Genomic DNA, 16,644 nt, shown 5'->3' on the forward strand with positions numbered 1-16,644 from the left:
CGGCGTGGCCCTGCAGATCTCCCCGAGCATCCTGTCCGCCGACTTCGCACGTCTGGCGGAGGAGCTGGACCGCATCGCCGACGCCGACTGGGCGCACGTCGACGTCATGGACAACCACTTCGTCCCGAACCTCACGCTCGGCGCCCCGGTCGTCGAGGCGCTCGTGAAGGTGTCCCCGATCCCGGTCGACACCCACCTCATGATCGAGGACCCGGACCGCTGGGCACCCGCCTACGCCGATGCCGGCGCGCGGAGCGTGACGTTCCATGCGGAGGCGGCGGCCGCGCCCGTCCGGCTCGCCCGCGAGCTGCGGGCGCTCGGCGTCCGGGCCGGCCTCGGGCTCAAGCCGGCGACGCCGATCGAGCCGTACCTCGACCTGCTGCCCGAGTTCGACATGATCCTCGTCATGACCGTGGAGCCCGGCTTCGGCGGGCAGCCGTTCCTCGACGTGTGCCTGCCGAAGATCCGGCGGACCCGGGAGGCGATCGCGTCGTCGGGCCTCGACGTGTGGCTGCAGGTCGACGGCGGGGTGTCGGAGGCCACCATCGAGCGCTGCGCCGACGCCGGGGCGGACGTGTTCGTCGCGGGGTCCGCGGTCTACGGCGCGGACGACGCGGCCGGCCAGATCAAACGGCTGCGTGAGCTCGCGGCCGCGGCCTGCGCGCACTGAGCGGCGGGAGAGGCGTGCCCACCCGGATCCGCCCGGCGACCCCGGACGACGCCCCGGCCATCGGCGAGGTCGACCCGCTGGCACGCGGGGCCGACGTCCCGCGCGCGACGCTCGTCGAGGACGCGCTCCACGGCCGGCGGGACAACCTCTGCCTCGTGGCCCCGGCCGGTGAGGGACCGCGGCTCGCGGGCTTCGTCGTCCTGCGACACGGGCACTTCTTCGGGCGCGACTTCGTCGACCTGCTCGTCGTCGCGCCTGCCGCGCGCCGGCAGGGCGTCGGCTCGGCGCTGCTCGCCGCGGCCGTCGGGGCCGGGGTGAGCGAGCGGGTCTTCACGTCGACCAACCGCTCGAACGTCGCGATGCGGGCGCTGGTCGTCGGGCAGGGCTGGGAGATCTCCGGGAGCCTGCGCGGCCTCGACGAGGGGGACGACGAGATCGTCGCGTGGACGGGGCGCGGTGCTGCCGCGGCGCTCGTCGTCGGGCTCGCGCGGGGCCCGAAGCGGCTGTTCCACATCGCGCTGCGGGAGGACTGGGACCGGGCCTGCCGCGCGGGCGAGTACCGGGTCTCGACGATCGGGCACAGCCTCGACGAGGTCGGGTTCGTCCACGCGTCGTTCGCGCAGCAGGTCGCGGCGACGGCGGCCCGGCACTACGCCGGGGTCGACGCACCGCTCGTGCTGCTCGTCGTCGACCGGTCACGGCTCGGCGGGACGGTCCGGGTCGAGCCGGCGCCGGGCTCCGACGAGGTGTACCCGCACGTCTACGGCCCGGTGCCGGTCGCCGCCGTCACCGAGGCGGTCGAGCTGCGGCGCGACGCCGCGGGGCGGCTGGTGCTGCCGACGCTGTGACGCGGCGGACCTGCGGAGCGGTTGGCGGACGGCGGGTACCTGCGGGCGTGCCGGGTGCGGGGTTGCCGGGGGACCGGCGGTGAGCGCGACCGCTCTCGCGCTCGTCCTCGCGGCCGCCGTGGCCCACGCCCTGTGGAACCGCCTCGTGCACGGCATCGAGGACCGGGTCGCGGTGCTGTCGGTGGCCGGGTTCGCCGGGGCGGCGGTGCTCTCGCCGGCACTCGTGCTGCAGCCGCCGGTCGGTGGCCTGGCTGCAGGTGGCGGCTGGCCGGCGTCCGTGTGGGGCCTCGCGTTGCTCTCCGGGGTGGCCGAGGCGGTGTACTGCGGGCTGCTCGCCGCCGCGTACCGGCGCGGGTCGCTCGCCGTGACGTACCCGGTCGGCCGGGGGACGGCGCCGCTGCTCGTCACCGCCGGTGCCTGGCTGCTGCTGGGCCAGGCCCCGGCCCCCGCCGCCGTGGCCGGTGCGGTGGCCCTCGCCGCGGGGCTCGTGCTCGTCGCGGGCGTCGCCCGCGGGCTGGGGGAGCACGCGTCGCTGGGCTGGGCGTTCGGGGTCGGCGTCGCGATCGCGACGTACAGCGTCATGGACGCGGCGGCGGTCCGCCGGCTCGCCGCCGCGGCCGGCGACACGACACCGCTCTCCGCGGCGGGCTACCTGGCGGTGACGCTGTTCCTCCAGGGGTTCTTCCTCGCCGTGGCCCTGCGGTCGTGGGCCAGGCTCCGGGCGGCGCTGCGGACCGGGGCGCTCGTCGGGCTCGGCGTCGTCCTCGCGTACCTGCTGGTGCTGCTCGCCTTCCAGCGTGCCGACGCCGGCCGGGTCGCGACGCTGCGCGAGGCCTCGGTGCTGCTCGCGGTCGCGCTCACGCCGGGGCCGCGGCCGCGGACGGTGTGGGTCGGGGCCGGGCTCGTGGCGCTCGGGGCGGTCCTCGTCGCGGTATGACGGCCGCGCCGTCGGGGAGCTACGCGTCGACGATGTCGACCGAGATCTCTACGGCTGCGACGATCCCGGTGTTCTCGAGCCAGTGGAGGGTGTCCCGGTCCTCGGGCCAGCCCGGACCGGGCCCGTACTTCGTCGTGACGCCGTCCCGGTGGTCGGTGACCGTCCCTTGGAGCACATAGACGACGCCGGGTCTGCCTGCGTGGTCGTGCAGCGGGCCGAAGACGCCACCGGGCGCGATCGTCACCTTCCGCATCCGGAGCCGGCGGCCGGCCATGCCCTCGATCTCGGGGCCCAGGTCGACCGTTCCCAGCAACTCGACGGTGACGCCCTTCGTCTCGTGGGTCGTGCCCTCGTCGTCCATGGGTGGTCCTCTCTGCTCTCTGCGATCGGCTCGATGCCTGCGACTCGATGCCTGCGACTGCGTGCCTCGAGACGGATGGTGTGCCCGGTCGGTGCACCGGTCTGGATACCCCGGTGGCCCGGGCGCGCACCAGCCCGGTCCGAGCCGCCGCCGGGCAGGCCGCAGAACCGTGCGGTCCTCCCGCAGCCGTGGCCGACGTCGGAGGCGTTCCGGCCAGGCGCGGGGCGGTCGAAGAGCTTGGTCCCGCGGGTGACCGCTGCCACAGTGACGCGATGGACCTGACCTTCACCTGGCGCGGCGAGTTCACCAACGCCGCGGTCAACACGCTGCACGCCGAGGCGTTCGGGACGGAGGTGTTCAGCGACGACGAGTGGGACTGGCAGCGCCTCGTGACGGCCCACAGCCTCGGCTGGGTGACAGCACGCGATGCCCACGGTCTGGTCGGGTTCGTCAACGTGCTCTGGGACGGTCTCGCGCACGCCTGGCTGCAGGACGTCATGGTCGCCCGCCGGAGGCGGCACCAGGGCGTCGGGCGTGCCGTCGTCGACGTCGCCGAGACGAACGTCCGGGCGGCCGGCTGCGAGTGGCTCCACGTCGACTTCACCCCGGACCTGGCCCCGTTCTACCTCTCCGCGTGCGGTTTCGAGCCGGCTCAGGCGGGGGTGATGCGACTCTGAGCACTGCTCCCGGCGCAGCCACGCTGATGGACGGAGCCGGTGCCAGGCACCGGCCGTCAGACGTGACGAGGAGGAGGTGGCCGATGTCCGAGAAGGTGTTCGGGTTCCGGAACACGCGGCAGCAGTGGTCGCTGCCGATCGGCCTCGGCGCCATGGCCGTCGTCGCCGTGAGCATGGTCGTCTCTGCCGTCCGCGGCACGGAGCCCGCAGGCTTCGTGGCCATGTTCGTCGTGGTGCTCACCTGGAACGGCGTCTGGTTCCTCTGGCTCATGGCACACACGGTGGACGTCGTAGGTGACCGGGTCGTCTGGCGAGCGGTCCTCCGTCGGCGTGAGCTCGCCGTGGCCGACCTCGACGGCAACGGCAACCTGATCCCCGGATTCGGCTGGCTGAGGCTGCGCAGCGGCGGCCGGCTGTGGGTCCTCACCGACGGCAACGGCTGGCCCCAGTTCCTCGCGGCTCTCAACGAGGTCCACCCCGATCGGCCGTTCACCCCCGCGTGGGGCGAACGGTTCGCCCAGCGCCAGTTCGCCGGCCGCCGCTCCGGCTTCTACGAGGGGTAGCAAGAGGAGCCGTCGACGTGGACCACTAGTGTCGTGTCGCAGTAGTCCTGTCAGTGTTGGGCCTGCGATAGTCGAGCATGGCGAACGCGGTGCGGACGGTGTTGCTGTCGGAGCCTGCGAGGACGGAGTTGCGTCGGCGCGTCCGGGCTGAGGGGTTGCCGGCGCGGGAGGTCGAGCGGGCCAGGATTGTGCTGCTCGCGGCTGAGGGCCTGTCCGGGGTACAGATCGCCGAACGGGTAGGTTGCTCAGAGCCGACAGTGATCCGGTGGCGGTCACGGTTCGCCGAACAGGGTCTGTCGGGTCTGGCCGACGAACCACGGTCGGGTAAGCCGGCGACGATCCCGCAGACGGTCCGGGACGAGATCCTGGCCATCACGTTGACCAAGCCGCCTGCCGAGCTGGGGATCACGCAGTGGTCCAGCAGATTGCTCGCCGACCGGCTGCGTCGTGACGGTCGGCCGGTGTCGCATGCGAGCGTGGCGCGGGTGTGGAAGGCCTTCGGGATCCAGCCGCACCGGTTCGGGACCTTCAAGTTCTCCACCGACCCGCTGCTGGAAGCCAAGATCCGCGACATCGTCGGCCTCTACCTGGACCCGCCCGAGCGCGCCGTCGTGCTCTGCGTCGATGAGAAGTCGCAGATCCAGGCACTGGACCGGACCGCACCGATCCTGCCGCTGCGGCCGGGCCTGCCCGCCACGCGGACCCACGACTACGTCCGGCACGGCACTACGACCCTGTTCGCGGCGTTGGAGGTCGCTACCGGGAGGGTCACCGACGCCCGCTTCCCGCGGCACCGTCACCAGGAGTTCCTGACGTTCCTGCGGCAGGTCGCCAAGGCCTACCCACGTCGCCGGCTCCACGTCGTGGTCGACAACTACGGCAGCCACAAGCACCCGAAGGTCAACGCCTGGCTGGCCAAGAACCCCAGGGTCACCCTGCACTTCACCCCGACTTCGGGCTCCTGGCTGAACCTGGTCGAGGTCTTCTTCGGGATCATCACCAGGCAAGCCCTCCGGCGCGGCACATTCGCATCGGTGGCCGACCTCGAGACCGCGATCGGTACCTACATCGACGCCTGGAACGAACGCTGCCAGCCGTTCATCTGGACCAAGGACGCCGACACCATCCTCGCCAAGGCGACCAGGCAGCAACGGGAGACCACACGATGACCGACCCGGTGGTCATGCCCGCACTCACTCTCGGGGCCGTCCTGGGAGACTCCGACACCCAGAGCATGACCTGGAGCCGAACGATCGGCTCGCTCTCCCTCGAGACGCGGGCACTGTCCGCCGGCGTCGCCAGCCCGCTGTGCGTCAACGTCGTCTTCCACGTCGACGGCCGCCTGGCCCCGAACGAGTTCCAAGGTGTGCGGACAGGCCGGTTCAGCATGTCAAAGTCGCTGCTGGTCGTTCAGGCAGCCGTTCAGCATGAGCTCACCGCAAACCCCAGAGCGACCTTGGTTGGCCTGCTCGAACAGGCGATCGTCGAAGCCGAGAGCTACGCCGCCAAGAAGCAGATCGCCAACGAACTCCCCGAGCTCCGCGACGTTCTCGACCAACTTTCAGCCGAGCAGCTCCCGCCCGCCCACACGTGACCTCGACGGCAACACTGACGTCGCCGCTGAGACACGCCACTAGAAGGGCGGCGGGTCGTCCGTTGCGGGGGACGCGATCGTCGCGGGCCGCGGCAGCGGGGCGTGCGGGAGTGCGGTGTAGGCGCGTCCGGTGCGGGTCGTCCAGGTGGTGGTGCCGGGTGGGGCGTCGGGATCGTCGCGTTGTTCCGGCACCAGCAGCCCGGCGGTCTTGAGCCGATGGCAGGGTCGGCAGAGCGGGTTCACATTGCAGCTGCACGTAGAACCGCCGCGCGCGTAGGGCTTCGCGTGGTCGAGATCGCAGCGCCAGGAAGGCCTCACGCAGTGCGGTCCGGTGCAGGTCGGGGCGGCGTGCTCGATGAGCAGCTTGAGGCGTTCGCTCGCGACGTACCCGGGGCTGAACGTGTTCTTCCCGACCCCGAGCACCGTGCCGTGCTCACCGTCGACGACCAGGCACCGGAAGACACCGTTCTTGACCAGGTCACGGATCGCGTCGGCGGGGATCGGCCCGTAGCCCTGCAGGGTGCCGGGGTCGTTGACCAGACCCATGAGCGTCTCGGCGGTCAGGGTGACGTTGACCGCGACCTGGACCTCGGGCCAGGTGGTGGTGAACCACTCGGGTACCGACGCCTCGTCGATGCTCTCGGTCGGACGATCGTGAGCATCGACTCGGTCGCTGGTCTCCATGCCGCCCCTGTCGGCGCCCCCGGCGGTGCCGTCACCGGGGACGCACCCCGGCGGAACCGGGAGGGCATCTGCGGGGACGGGCAGGTAACCGCTGGTGCAGCCGCTGACGAACAGGTCGTGGCGGAGCTGCTCCAGGGTGCGGAGGTCCCCGTGGGCGCGGAGGTAGCGGGCGGCGGCGTCGAGGCCGTTGTAGGCCGCGGTGATCGCCTCGCCGGGGCCCACGGCGGTGAACAGGGCCGCGCCGTCGTCGGTGGTCTGGACGCTGACCCGGCGGCCCTTGCGGTTGCGTTCACGCCGCTTGGTCTCGGCCTCGGCATCGACAGCCAGGAGCGCGGCAGTCAAGGCGTTCTCGAACCGGCGGGTCCCACCGTCCAGCACCCCGCGAGTCACGTAGACGAGCTCCTCGACGGCTTGCGCGGCTTCAGCGGTCAGGGCACGGGTGCGGGACAGGACGAGGCGGAGCCGGGGCCAGTCGAGCCGGCCCTCGCGCAGGTACTGCGCGGTGAGCGGCAGCTTCGCGTCGGCGATGAGCACTCCTGCGGCTTCGACCAGGAAGTCGGCCCTGCTGCGGGTGATCCCCGCGGCACACGCCAGCGCGACCGCGACCTCGCCGGCGACCAGGACGTCCTCGTCGTCCATGAGCCGCCGCCCGGAGCGGGTCCTCCGCGGCAGTGACGGGGTGTTCCCGGTGCAGGCGCTGACGACCTTCTCCGCGCCGGCGACCTGCAACCACACGGCGTGGTTCTCCTGCCTGCGCGCGGCCGCCACCAAGGAGATCGCACCGTCCTGCAGGACGTCGACGAACCCCTCGGTCGCGGCCTGGGCCGGCGTCCACCCGGGTGCACCGGTGAGGACCTCGAGCCCTGCCGTGAACGACCCCACCCCAGGCAGACCGTCCAGCGAGGCCCGCCGCTCGACCGCGTCCCGCCGATCATCAGCACCGACCTGCGCGTACAGCGCGGCGAGCGCGGCGTCCCAGTCCCGCTGCGCCGCCACCGGATCCGCCCACCACTCGTCGATCAGCCGGTCGGCGTGAGCGTCGACGATCGCCTGCTGCAGCTCGTCGTCCTCGCCCGGATCGTCCGCGAGATCGGCTGAAGTCAAACGGATCTCACCACCGAGCGGGTCGGCCGGCAGGTCGTCGTCACCGATGTCGCCCGCATCGTCGGACCGCGTCGGGGGCCACTGAGTCATGATCCGAGTCTATCGGACATCGACTCAATAATCGAACAGGCGTTCGAATCTATGTCCTTCTGTTGCAACAGATCGCGAGCGACAGTCCAGCGGTGCCCTGACGATCGTCCTCAGTGCAGCGGGCAGCCCGCAGACCCCGGCGTGAAGCTCGGGCCACGCCGCCGCGACCTCCAAGGCCCGTCGATTCGCCGGCGTCATCGACACCACGCTCGGGGCCGTGCGCGCGCACTCGAGGCGTCGGCCGGACCGTGTTCCATGCTCGGTGGGCGCTACTCGCCGTCCCCGAACGGCCTCGCGACTTCCTCGACGGTGTCGTCCGACAGTTCGGGGCCCTGACGGAGTAGCACGTCCGGCCCGGAGCACCGGAAACCCGGTTGGGAGACCATGAACCGGCTCCTACCGTGAACCCATGAACCCTGCCCTCACCGACCTCTGGCCGATCTTCGGCCTGCGCGTCCGCCTCGGCGACCTCGAGCTGCGGCCGGTGCGGGACGACGACCTGCCCGACCTCGTCGCCCTGGTCCTCGACGGCATCCACGACAAGGACCGGATGCCGTTCTCCATGCCGTGGACCGACGCCCCGCCCGACGAGCTCCCGGCGAACTACCTGCGCCACTACTGGGAGGTCCGCGGCCGGACGACGCCCGGGCGCTGGTCGATCGACCTGGTCGTCCGGCGCGACGGCGAGGTGGTCGGCGTCCAGGGGGTCAGCACCCAGGACTTCCTCGTGACCCGCACCGGCGAGACCGGGTCCTGGCTGGGGCAGCGGTTCCAGGGCCAGGGGATCGGCACCCGGATGCGGCAGGCGATGTGCGTGCTCGCCTTCGACCACCTCGGTTTCGAGGAGGTCACGTCGGCGGCCTTCCTGGACAACCCGGCGTCGCTCGCCGTGAGCCGCAAGGTCGGCTACGTGCCGAACGGCGACGTCCGCATGAAGCGACGACCGGAGGAGTGCGCCGTCAACCGCGGCCTGCTGCTCACCCCCGAGGCGTTCCGACGTCCGGACGCGCCCGTCGAGGTCGAGGGCGCCGCCGCTGTCCGGCGCTTCCTCGGCATCGACGCCGGCGCCGACGGGTAGGCCGCGCGAGCCGGCGTCAGGCGGACGACGGGTCCCAGGACGGCGCGACGGCCCAGTCGTCGTCGGCGCTGTCCCGGACCGCGACCGGAAGGTCCCGCGCCACGAGCCGGAGCCGGCCGGCGGGCACCGTGCCGGGTACGTACTCGTACCCGTTCCCGTTGTCCTCGAGCGTCATGAGATCGACGTCCGCGACCTGCCAGACGTCGACCGGGCCGCCGGTGTTGTTCATCCGGACGAACCACTGCGCCTCGTGCCGGCCGCGGGCGACGAAGACGCCGTCCGCCTCGGGCCGGCTGCTGCCGGCGATCCCCGGTGCGGCGCCCATCTTCGACACGTCGAGCCCGTGCCGCAGGATCGACGCCCGGTTGAGCGTCGACGACACGTGGAAGTGGTCGGTCGGCTCGCCGTCCGGGTCCTCGATCATGTCGGCGACCGTAGGGGCCAGGTCCGGGCGGAGGCACCACCTTTTCCGGCACCGCCGACGGCATTCCCGCCCGCGGCGCCACGAACGTCACAGCCCGCTCCCAGCCGGGTGGGTCTGTCCTTCGAGCCTTCGCTGTGCATACTGTGGAGCGTTACGCACGCGTGCTCCGGGGTCGGTGAAAATCCGAACCGGCGGTGACAGTCCGCGACCCGACCGCAGCCAGCGGCCGGTTGACCCGGTGGAACTCCGGGACCGACGGTGAGAGTCCGGATGGGAGGCAGCACGCACGGCGGCGACGTCCGTGCAGGTCATCGACCTGCGCAGGGGTCGGCGTCGCGTGACGACGTGTCGAGAGCCCGGCCACCACGGCGGAGCCCTCACGACCGCCGTCGCACCACCCCGGAGCCCGTGCCCGAGCACCACCGGCACGAGGCAGGAGGGTCCAGGCGATGGCGAGCCCCACGGAGGTCGCGGCGATGCGCCGCGCCCTGACGTTCGCCGCCCGCGGCCCCGCCGGCGGCGCGAACCCCCAGGTCGGCTGCGTGATCCTCGACCGAGCCGGTGGCGTCGTGGGGGAGGGCTGGCACCGCGGGGCCGGTACTCCGCACGCCGAGGTCGACGCGCTGGCCAGGGCGGCCGGCGCCGTGCGGGGCGGGACGGCGGTCGTCACGCTCGAGCCCTGCACCCACACCGGCCGCACCGGCCCGTGCAGCCAGGCCCTCATCGACGCCGGGATCGCCCGGGTCGTCGTCGGCGCCTCCGACCCCAACCCGGACGCCGCCGGCGGTGCGAGCGTGCTGCGCGCGGCGGGGCTGGACGTCGAGGAGCACGTCCTCGCCGAGGACGCCGAGGCGCTCAACCGGCGCTGGCTGCACGCCGTCCGCACCGGCCGCCCGTTCGTCACGTGGAAGTTCGCCGGCACCCTCGACGGCCGCAGCGCCGCCGCCGACGGCTCGAGCCGCTGGATCACGAACGCGGCGTCCCGGGCCGACGTGCACGCCCGCCGGGCCGAGACCGGTGCGGTCGTCGTCGGCACCGGCACGGTCCTCGCGGACGACCCGCACCTCACCGTCCGGGACGCCGACGGCCGCCCCGTCGGCCGCCAGCCGCTGCGGGTCGTCGTCGGCCACACCGACATCCCCGCCGGGGCGCGCGTCCTCGACAACGCCGCACCGACCCTGCACCTGCGCACCCGCGACCCGCACGAGGTCCTAGCGGCGCTGGCCGCCCGCGAGGTGCGCCACGTCTGGCTCGAGGGCGGCCCGACGCTCGCCGCCGCGTTCCTCGCCGCCGGCGCCGTCGACGAGGTCCTCGCCTACGTCGCGCCCGCCCTGCTCGGCGCCGGTGCGAGCGCCGTCGGCGACCTCGGCGTCCGGAGCATCGCCGACGTCGTCCGGCTCGATGTCACGGACGTCGCCGTGCTCGACGGCGACGTCCGGATCACCGCCCACCCCGTGCTCGCCCCGTCGGGCCGGCACGAGAAGAGCACCACCACGGACGCCGCGGCCGGGACCGCCGCGGCGCCGTCCACGCCTCCCCAGGTCCCCGCGGAAGTGAGTGCCTGATGTTCACCGGGATCGTCGAGGAGCTCGGCGAGGTGGTCGGCCTGGAGCCGGGCGCCGAGTCGGCACGGATCACCGTGCGCGGCCCGCTCGTCACGAGCGACGCCTTCCACGGGGCCTCGATCGCCGTCAACGGGATCTGCCTGACCGTCATCGAGCAGCACGGCGACACCTTCACCGCCGACGTCATGCTCGAGACCCTGCGCCGGACGTCGCTCGCGGGCCTGGGCCCGGGCACACCGGTCAACCTCGAGCGCCCCATGCGGGCGGACGGCCGCTTCGGCGGGCACGTCGTCCAGGGCCACGTCGACGGCACCGGCACGGTCGTCGAGCGGGTGCCGGGGGACCGCTGGGAGGTCGTCCGGATCGCCGTCCCCGACACCCTCGCGCGCTACGTCGTCGAGAAGGGCTCCGTCGCCGTCGACGGCATCTCGCTCACCGTCGCGTCGGTGGACGACGGCTGGGGGCTGCCGGACGGCAGCACCGCCACGACGTTCACCGTCTCGCTCATCCCCGAGACGCTCGCCCGGACGACGCTCGGCCGCCGGGCGCCCGGCGAGGTCGTCAACCTCGAGGTCGACGTCCTCGCGAAGTACGTCGAGCGGATGCTCGCGCGTCCCGCGGCCGCGGAGGTCCCGGCGTGAGCGGCTTCGCGGAGGTCGTCGACACCGCGCTCAACCAGACGCTGACGATCGGCGGCCACGACATCCTCTGGCGCGAGATCGTCGGCAACGCGTTCGGCCTGGCGAGCGCCGTCGGCGGGATGCGCCGCCGGGTCTGGGCCTGGCCGGTCGGGATCGTCGGCAACGTGCTGCTCTTCACGGTCTTCCTCGGGGCGGCCTTCAACACCCCGCAGGGCGAGAACCTGCTCGGCCAGGCGGCCCGGCAGATCATGTTCGTCGTCGTCTCCGCCTACGGCTGGGTCCGGTGGACGCGCAGCCGGCACGACGGCGGCTCGCCTGTGACCCCGCGCTGGGCGACGTGGCCCGAGCGCGCCGCGCTCGTGGTCGTCGCCGCGGTGCTCGTCGGCGTCCTCACCCCGGTGTTCAGCGCCCTCGGCTCCTTCCCGCCGGTCTGGGCGGACGCCTGGATCTTCACCGGCTCGCTCCTCGCGACGTACGCGATGGCCCGCGGCTGGGTCGACTTCTGGCTCGTCTGGATCGCCGTGGACGCCGTCGGGGTGCCGCTGCTGCTGCGGGCCCAGCTGTACCCCTCGGCGGTGCTCTACCTGGTCTACGGCGCCTTCGTCGTCTGGGGCTTCTTCGTGTGGGCCAAGGCGTCCCGCCAGGAGCAGACCGTCGCCGACCCGAACTACCAGGAGGTGGCGTGATGACCGCCGAGCAGCGCACGGAGGAGGCCGCCGTGCGGCACGAGGCCCCGGACGCCGTCCGGCTCGACCCGGTCGAGGCCGCGATCGCCGCGATCCGTGACGGCCTGCCGGTCCTCGTCGTCGACGACGAGGACCGCGAGAACGAGGGCGACGTCATCCTCGCCGCGGCGCACGCGACACCGCGTTGGATCGGCTGGACCGTCCGGCACACCTCGGGCGTGCTCTGCGCGCCGATGCCGGACGACCTCGCCGACATCCTCGCGCTGCCGCCGATGGTCGCCGTCAACGAGGACGCGAAGGGGACGGCGTACACCGTCTCCGTCGACGCCCGGCACGGCGTGACGACCGGGATCAGCGCGGCCGACCGGGCCACGACGCTGCGGGCGCTCGCCGACCCGGCGACGACCGCCGGCGACCTCACCCGCCCCGGGCACGTCTTCCCGCTGCGGGCCCGGCCCGGGGGCGTCCTCGAGCGGCCCGGGCACACCGAGGCCGCCGTCGACCTCTGCCGGCTCGCGGGCCTGGCGCCGGTCGGGGTCATCGCGGAGGTCGTCGACGACGAGGGCGGCACGACCCGGCTGCCCGGGCTGCGCCGCCTCGCCGACGAGTTCGGCCTGCCGCTGGTGAGCATCGCGGACCTCGCCGAGTACCGCCGCCGGCACGAGGACGTCGCCCAGCTCCTCACCCGGCTGCCCGTCCGCGAGCCCGGCCGCGCCCGGGTGCAGCGGGACTCCACGACGACGCTCCCGACCCGGTTCGGCACGTTCACCGCGCACGGCTACCGCGACCTGCTCACCGGCGCCGAGCACGTCGCGCTCGTCGCGCCGACGTCGGACGGCGCCCCGCTCGTCCGGGTCCACTCCGAGTGCCTCACCGGCGACGGCTTCGGCTCGCTGCGCTGCGACTGCGGCCCGCAGCTCGCCGCATCGCTGCGCGCGGTCGCCGAGGACGGCGGCGCGGTGGTCTACCTGCGCGGCCACGAGGGCCGCGGGATCGGGCTGCTCGCCAAGCTCACGGCGTACGCGCTGCAGGACCTCGGGCACGACACGGTGTCGGCGAACGTCGAGCAGGGGCTGCCCGTCGACGCCCGCGAGTACGGGGCCGCCGCCGCGATCGTGCGTGATCTGGGCTACAGCGCGGTGCGACTTCTGACGAACAACCCGGAGAAGGTCGACGGCCTGCGCGCCCACGGCGTGGAGGTCCGGGTCCGGGTACCGCTCCTCGTGGGCGCGTCCGAGCACAACCGGGCGTACCTGCGGACCAAGGCAGACCGGATGGGGCACGTGCTCGAACCTGTCGGCGACGAGGCTGGAGGGCTGCGATGAGCGGCGAAGGTGCACCGACGACCCTGGCGGACGGCTCCGCGCTGCGGGTCGCGATCGTCCACGCCTCCTGGCACTCCGAGATCATGGGCGGGCTCCTGGCCGGCGCCCGGCGCGGCCTCGAGGACTGCAAGGTCGACGAGGTCGTCGCCGTCAACGTGCCCGGCACCTTCGAGCTCGCCGTGGCCGCCCAGCGGCTCGCGAGCCACGGGTTCGACGCCGTCGTCGCGCTCGGCGTCGTCGTCCGCGGCGGGACGCCGCACTTCGACTACGTCTGCCAGGCCGCGACCGTCGGGCTCACCGAGGTCAGCGTGAAGACCGGCGTCCCCGTCGGGTTCGGCGTCCTCACGTGCGACACGGTCGAGCAGGCCTTCGAGCGGTCCGGGCTGCCCGGGTCGAAGGAGGACAAGGGGTACGAGGCGGCCACCGCGGCCGTCACGACCGCCGTCACGCTCTACCGCCTCACCGGCCGCCCGTAGCGGCGCGGCCGGCGTGCCCTAGCCTTGGCGGACGTGAAGACCTTCGAGGCCCTGTTCGCCGAGCTCAGCGAGAAGGCGGTGACCCGCCCGGCCGGCTCCGGCACGGTCGCCGCCCTCGACGCCGGCGTCCACGCGATCGGCAAGAAGATCGTCGAGGAGGCCGCCGAGGTCTGGATGGCCGCCGAGCACGAGGGCCGGGACCGCGCCGCCGAGGAGATCTCGCAGCTGCTCTACCACCTCCAGGTGCTCATGGTCGCGTCCGGGCTCACCCTCGAGGACGTCTACAAGCATCTGTGACGGCGTCGTCCTCCGACCCGTCCCTGCACCCCCGCCGTATCCGGAAGGTCCTGCCATGCTCCGCGTCGCCGTCCCGAACAAGGGTGCCCTCTCCGAGGAGGCCTCGGAGATGCTCCGCGAGGCCGGCTACAAGCAGCGCCGGGACCACCGCGAGCTCGTCCTCGTCGACGCCGCGAACGACGTCGAGTTCTTCTTCCTGCGCCCGCGCGACATCGCGCTCTACGTCGGGGCGGGCACCCTCGACGTCGGCGTGACCGGCCGGGACCTGCTCCTGGACTCCGGCGCGGACGCCGAGGAGGTCGTGCCCCTCGGGTTCGGCGGCTCGACCTTCCGGTTCGCGGCGAAGGCGGGGACGGCGTCCACGCTCGCAGACCTCGAGGGCCGCCGGATCGCGACGAGCTACGCCGGGCTGGTCCAGCGGCACCTCGCCGAGCACGGTGTGACCGCCGGCGTCGTCCGGCTGGACGGTGCGGTCGAGACCGCCGTCCGGCTCGGGGTCGCCGACGTCATCGCCGACGTCGTCGAGACCGGGACGACGCTGCGCGCCGCCGGGCTGGAGATCTTCGGGGAGCCGATCCTGCGCTCCGAGGCGGTCCTCGTCCGCCGCACCGGCGCCGGTCAGGACGACGCCGTCGACGTCCTCGTCCGCCGGCTGCAGGGCGTCCTCGTAGCCCGGCAGTACGTCCTCATGGACTACGACGTCCGCGTCGAGCACGTCGAGAACGCCTGCGCGATCACCCCGGGGCTGGAGTCCCCGACGGTGTCGCCGCTCCACGACAAGGGCTGGGTCGCCGTCCGGGCGATGGTGCCGCGGTCCCGGACGAACCAGGTCATGGACGACCTGTACGCCCTCGGCGCCCGGGCCATCCTCGTCACCGGCATCCACGCGTGCCGGCTGTGAGCGGCGGACAGGTCCCCGCGGGGGCCGACGGCCGGGAGGCCCGGCTGCACCTGCCCTTCCGGTCGGTGCGCGGCCGCCGGGTCGCCACGACGGTGGCGATCGCGCAGGGGCTGGTCTTCGCGCTCCTCGCGTTCGGGCTGCCGAGCCGCGAGGGCTTCCAGCTCGCCTGGTACGACCGCGTCGGGTTCCTCGCCGTCGCGGCGGCCGTCGGGTGGGTGCTGTCCCGGTTCGCGCTCGTCGCCGCCGTGCCCGCGCAGGGCGGCCTCGCCGTCCGCAACCTCACGACGCGGCGCGACCTCGAGTGGGCGCAGGTCGTCGACGTCCGGTTCGGGGACGGCGACCCGTGGGTCACGCTCGACCTGTCGGACGGCGACACGCTCGCCGTCATGGCGATCCAGCGCGCGGACGGCGCCCACGGCCGGGCCGAGGCGAGCCGGCTCGCGACGCTCGTCGCCCTGCACAGCCGCACCGAGCGCGACGACTGACCCTCCCGCCGCGGCTCGCGTCGTCAGGCCGTCCAGCCGAGCCAGGCGTCACCGGCGGACACCACCGCCACCCAGGTGAGCAGCGCGACGAGCGGCACCACGAGGACGAAGAGGCTGCGCCGGGCGGCGAGCAGGAGCAGCACCCCGCCGAGGACGAGCCACCAGACGGCGAGCAGGGCCACGGCCCAGCCCGGGGCGAGCAGCCCCGACGCCGCGTAGGGGACGCCCATGACGAGGTGCATCCCGATCGCGACGGCCGTGACGAGCGCCGGCACCCAGCGCCGCCACGACGGCTGCGCGAGCGACGCCGGCAGCGGGACCCGGACGTCCGGCGGCGGGTCGGGATCGTGCGTCACGCGGGCCAGCATGCCGCTGCCGCGGGCCCGGGACCAGTCCCGGCACCCGCGGCAGCGGTCGCTGCGGTGCGGGACGTCAGGCGGCGGCCTTCTCGACGGCCGCGGCGAGAGCGGTCGGCGACCAGTCCTTGAGCTGGGTCCCGTTGACGAGGATCGTCGGCGTCCCCGTGTACTTCGCCGTGAAGAAGGCGTCGGTGACCTTCGCCGTCCAGCCCTTGAACTTCCCCTGCGAGAGCGCGGTCTGCACGGCGGCGCTGTCGCCGCCCGCCTGGCCCGCGAGGTCGACGAGCGTGGCGTCGTCCAGGCCCGCGGAGCCCTCGGCCGGCTGGTTCGCGAAGAGCACCTTGTGGAAGGCCGGGAACGCCGACGGCGTCTTGTCGACGACCGCCGCGGCGGCGACGAGGGCCCGGGTCGAGTAGCCGGTCGTCGACTGCTCGTCGAGGAACGCGATCGGCCGGTACTCCACCTTCACCGTGCCGTCCGCGACCCACTTCTCGATCTGCGTCGCGTTGGCCTTCTCGAACGAGGCGCACGCCGGGCACTGGAAGTCCTCGTAGCTGGTGATGGTCACCTTCGCGCCGCCGTCGCCCACGACGATGCCGCCGTTGCCGTTGACGTTCCCGGGCGGCGCCTCGGCGGCGGCCTGCGCGACGGACTGGTTGTGCGTCGCCGTGCGGACCAGGACGGTGGCCCCGACGGCCACGGCGAGGACGGCGAGGACCGCCGCCAGGACGAGGGTGCTGCGCTTGCGGGTCTCCTGGCGGGCGGCCTGCGCCCGCATCTCGGCGGACTTCTCGCGGGCGCTCTTCGCGGTACGGGCGTTGGTCACTTCGTGCTCCGGGTGGTCGAGGTGGTGGTCGAGGTGGTGGACGGGGTGGTGGA

The 16,644-nt window shown here is 73.5% G+C and carries 21 protein-coding genes and 1 riboswitch; of the genes, 16 read left to right on the top strand and 5 right to left on the bottom strand.

Annotated elements, in window-relative coordinates; genetic code table 11:
* Positions 1-4 precede the first annotated feature (4 nt).
* From rpe to EDJALFJO_RS30855, 3 genes are all read left to right on the top strand, one after another.
* Complete coding sequence (gene rpe / locus EDJALFJO_RS30845) at positions 5-670, top strand: ribulose-phosphate 3-epimerase (RefSeq protein WP_088290365.1); 666 nt, start codon at positions 5-7, stop codon at positions 668-670.
* 14 nt (positions 671-684) lie between these two features.
* Positions 685-1,518: a GNAT family N-acetyltransferase gene (locus tag EDJALFJO_RS30850; RefSeq protein ID WP_088290367.1), complete on the top strand. Its 834-nt coding sequence runs from the start codon at positions 685-687 to the stop codon at positions 1,516-1,518.
* A gap of 79 nt (positions 1,519-1,597) precedes the next feature.
* Entirely contained in the window at positions 1,598-2,455 is an 858-nt protein-coding gene (locus EDJALFJO_RS30855) for a hypothetical protein (RefSeq protein WP_088290369.1), read from the top strand.
* 19 nt (positions 2,456-2,474) lie between these two features.
* Here the strand turns inward: EDJALFJO_RS30855 and EDJALFJO_RS30860 are convergent, their stop codons facing one another.
* Positions 2,475-2,816 carry a cupin domain-containing protein gene (locus tag EDJALFJO_RS30860; protein WP_088290371.1) on the bottom strand — a complete coding sequence of 114 codons (342 nt, stop codon included), beginning with the start codon at positions 2,814-2,816 and terminating at the stop codon, positions 2,475-2,477.
* A gap of 272 nt (positions 2,817-3,088) precedes the next feature.
* Here EDJALFJO_RS30860 and EDJALFJO_RS30865 point away from each other — a divergent pair, with 272 nt between their 5' ends.
* The 4 genes from EDJALFJO_RS30865 (at position 3,089) to EDJALFJO_RS30880 (ending at position 5,650) form a co-directional block, all read left to right on the top strand.
* Positions 3,089-3,493: a GNAT family N-acetyltransferase gene (locus EDJALFJO_RS30865; protein ID WP_088290372.1), complete on the top strand. Its 405-nt coding sequence runs from the start codon at positions 3,089-3,091 to the stop codon at positions 3,491-3,493.
* Between the two features lie 83 nt (positions 3,494-3,576).
* Positions 3,577-4,056 (top strand): hypothetical protein, encoded by a 480-nt coding sequence (locus EDJALFJO_RS30870; RefSeq protein WP_088290374.1) that lies wholly within the window; start codon positions 3,577-3,579, stop codon positions 4,054-4,056.
* Positions 4,057-4,133: 77 nt separating this feature from the next.
* Positions 4,134-5,225 carry an IS630 family transposase gene (locus EDJALFJO_RS30875; protein ID WP_143448888.1) on the top strand — a complete coding sequence of 364 codons (1,092 nt, stop codon included), beginning with the start codon at positions 4,134-4,136 and terminating at the stop codon, positions 5,223-5,225.
* Positions 5,222-5,650 (top strand): hypothetical protein, encoded by a 429-nt coding sequence (locus EDJALFJO_RS30880; protein WP_143448889.1) that lies wholly within the window; start codon positions 5,222-5,224, stop codon positions 5,648-5,650. Before EDJALFJO_RS30875 ends, EDJALFJO_RS30880 begins: the two co-directional genes overlap by 4 nt.
* Positions 5,651-5,689: 39 nt before the next feature.
* Here EDJALFJO_RS30880 and EDJALFJO_RS30885 read toward each other — a convergent pair whose 3' ends face one another.
* Positions 5,690-7,528, bottom strand: a complete 1,839-nt coding sequence (locus EDJALFJO_RS30885; RefSeq protein ID WP_088290378.1) for an HNH endonuclease signature motif containing protein — start codon at positions 7,526-7,528, stop codon at positions 5,690-5,692.
* Between the two features lie 409 nt (positions 7,529-7,937).
* On the opposite strand from EDJALFJO_RS30885, the gene EDJALFJO_RS30890 reads away from it, so the two are divergent.
* On the top strand, positions 7,938-8,606 hold the full coding sequence (locus EDJALFJO_RS30890; RefSeq protein ID WP_088290380.1) for a GNAT family N-acetyltransferase: 669 nt from the start codon (positions 7,938-7,940) through the stop codon (positions 8,604-8,606).
* Between the two features lie 16 nt (positions 8,607-8,622).
* Here EDJALFJO_RS30890 and EDJALFJO_RS30895 read toward each other — a convergent pair whose 3' ends face one another.
* Positions 8,623-9,030, bottom strand: a complete 408-nt coding sequence (locus tag EDJALFJO_RS30895) for a hypothetical protein (RefSeq protein ID WP_198950803.1) — start codon at positions 9,028-9,030, stop codon at positions 8,623-8,625.
* Between the two features lie 157 nt (positions 9,031-9,187).
* A riboswitch (FMN riboswitch) is annotated at positions 9,188-9,318 on the top strand.
* Positions 9,319-9,479: 161 nt separating this feature from the next.
* On the opposite strand from EDJALFJO_RS30895, the gene ribD reads away from it, so the two are divergent.
* The 8 genes from ribD to EDJALFJO_RS30935 are packed head-to-tail and all read left to right on the top strand — an operon-like array spanning position 9,480 to position 15,406.
* Positions 9,480-10,595 carry a bifunctional diaminohydroxyphosphoribosylaminopyrimidine deaminase/5-amino-6-(5-phosphoribosylamino)uracil reductase RibD gene (gene ribD / locus EDJALFJO_RS30900; RefSeq protein ID WP_233150136.1) on the top strand — a complete coding sequence of 372 codons (1,116 nt, stop codon included), beginning with the start codon at positions 9,480-9,482 and terminating at the stop codon, positions 10,593-10,595.
* Positions 10,595-11,236: a riboflavin synthase gene (locus tag EDJALFJO_RS30905; protein WP_088290382.1), complete on the top strand. Its 642-nt coding sequence runs from the start codon at positions 10,595-10,597 to the stop codon at positions 11,234-11,236. Before ribD ends, EDJALFJO_RS30905 begins: the two co-directional genes overlap by 1 nt.
* Complete coding sequence (pnuC, locus tag EDJALFJO_RS30910) at positions 11,233-11,922, top strand: nicotinamide riboside transporter PnuC (RefSeq protein WP_088290384.1); 690 nt, start codon at positions 11,233-11,235, stop codon at positions 11,920-11,922. The genes EDJALFJO_RS30905 and pnuC overlap by 4 nt, the downstream gene beginning before the upstream one ends.
* Entirely contained in the window at positions 11,922-13,247 is a 1,326-nt protein-coding gene (gene ribB / locus EDJALFJO_RS30915; protein WP_088290427.1) for a 3,4-dihydroxy-2-butanone-4-phosphate synthase, read from the top strand. The genes pnuC and ribB overlap by 1 nt, the downstream gene beginning before the upstream one ends.
* On the top strand, positions 13,244-13,723 hold the full coding sequence (ribH, locus tag EDJALFJO_RS30920) for a 6,7-dimethyl-8-ribityllumazine synthase (protein ID WP_088290386.1): 480 nt from the start codon (positions 13,244-13,246) through the stop codon (positions 13,721-13,723). Before ribB ends, ribH begins: the two co-directional genes overlap by 4 nt.
* Before the next feature lie 33 nt (positions 13,724-13,756).
* Complete coding sequence (locus EDJALFJO_RS30925) at positions 13,757-14,020, top strand: phosphoribosyl-ATP diphosphatase (protein ID WP_088290388.1); 264 nt, start codon at positions 13,757-13,759, stop codon at positions 14,018-14,020.
* Positions 14,021-14,075: 55 nt separating this feature from the next.
* On the top strand, positions 14,076-14,921 hold the full coding sequence (hisG, locus tag EDJALFJO_RS30930) for an ATP phosphoribosyltransferase (protein WP_088290390.1): 846 nt from the start codon (positions 14,076-14,078) through the stop codon (positions 14,919-14,921).
* Positions 14,918-15,406: a PH domain-containing protein gene (locus EDJALFJO_RS30935; protein ID WP_198950805.1), complete on the top strand. Its 489-nt coding sequence runs from the start codon at positions 14,918-14,920 to the stop codon at positions 15,404-15,406. The genes hisG and EDJALFJO_RS30935 overlap by 4 nt, the downstream gene beginning before the upstream one ends.
* Positions 15,407-15,429: 23 nt before the next feature.
* On the opposite strand, the gene EDJALFJO_RS30940 is transcribed toward EDJALFJO_RS30935, so the two are convergent.
* Both EDJALFJO_RS30940 and EDJALFJO_RS30945 read right to left on the bottom strand, forming a co-directional pair.
* Positions 15,430-15,762 (bottom strand): hypothetical protein, encoded by a 333-nt coding sequence (locus EDJALFJO_RS30940; protein ID WP_143448890.1) that lies wholly within the window; start codon positions 15,760-15,762, stop codon positions 15,430-15,432.
* Between the two features lie 76 nt (positions 15,763-15,838).
* Positions 15,839-16,644: thioredoxin domain-containing protein (locus EDJALFJO_RS30945; RefSeq protein ID WP_233150137.1), on the bottom strand; the 806-nt coding region annotated here is incomplete at its 5' end.

Origin of the sequence: Kineosporia sp. A_224, assembly GCF_002198655.1 — a bacterium.
Lineage (GTDB): Bacteria > Actinomycetota > Actinomycetes > Actinomycetales > Kineosporiaceae > R-H-3.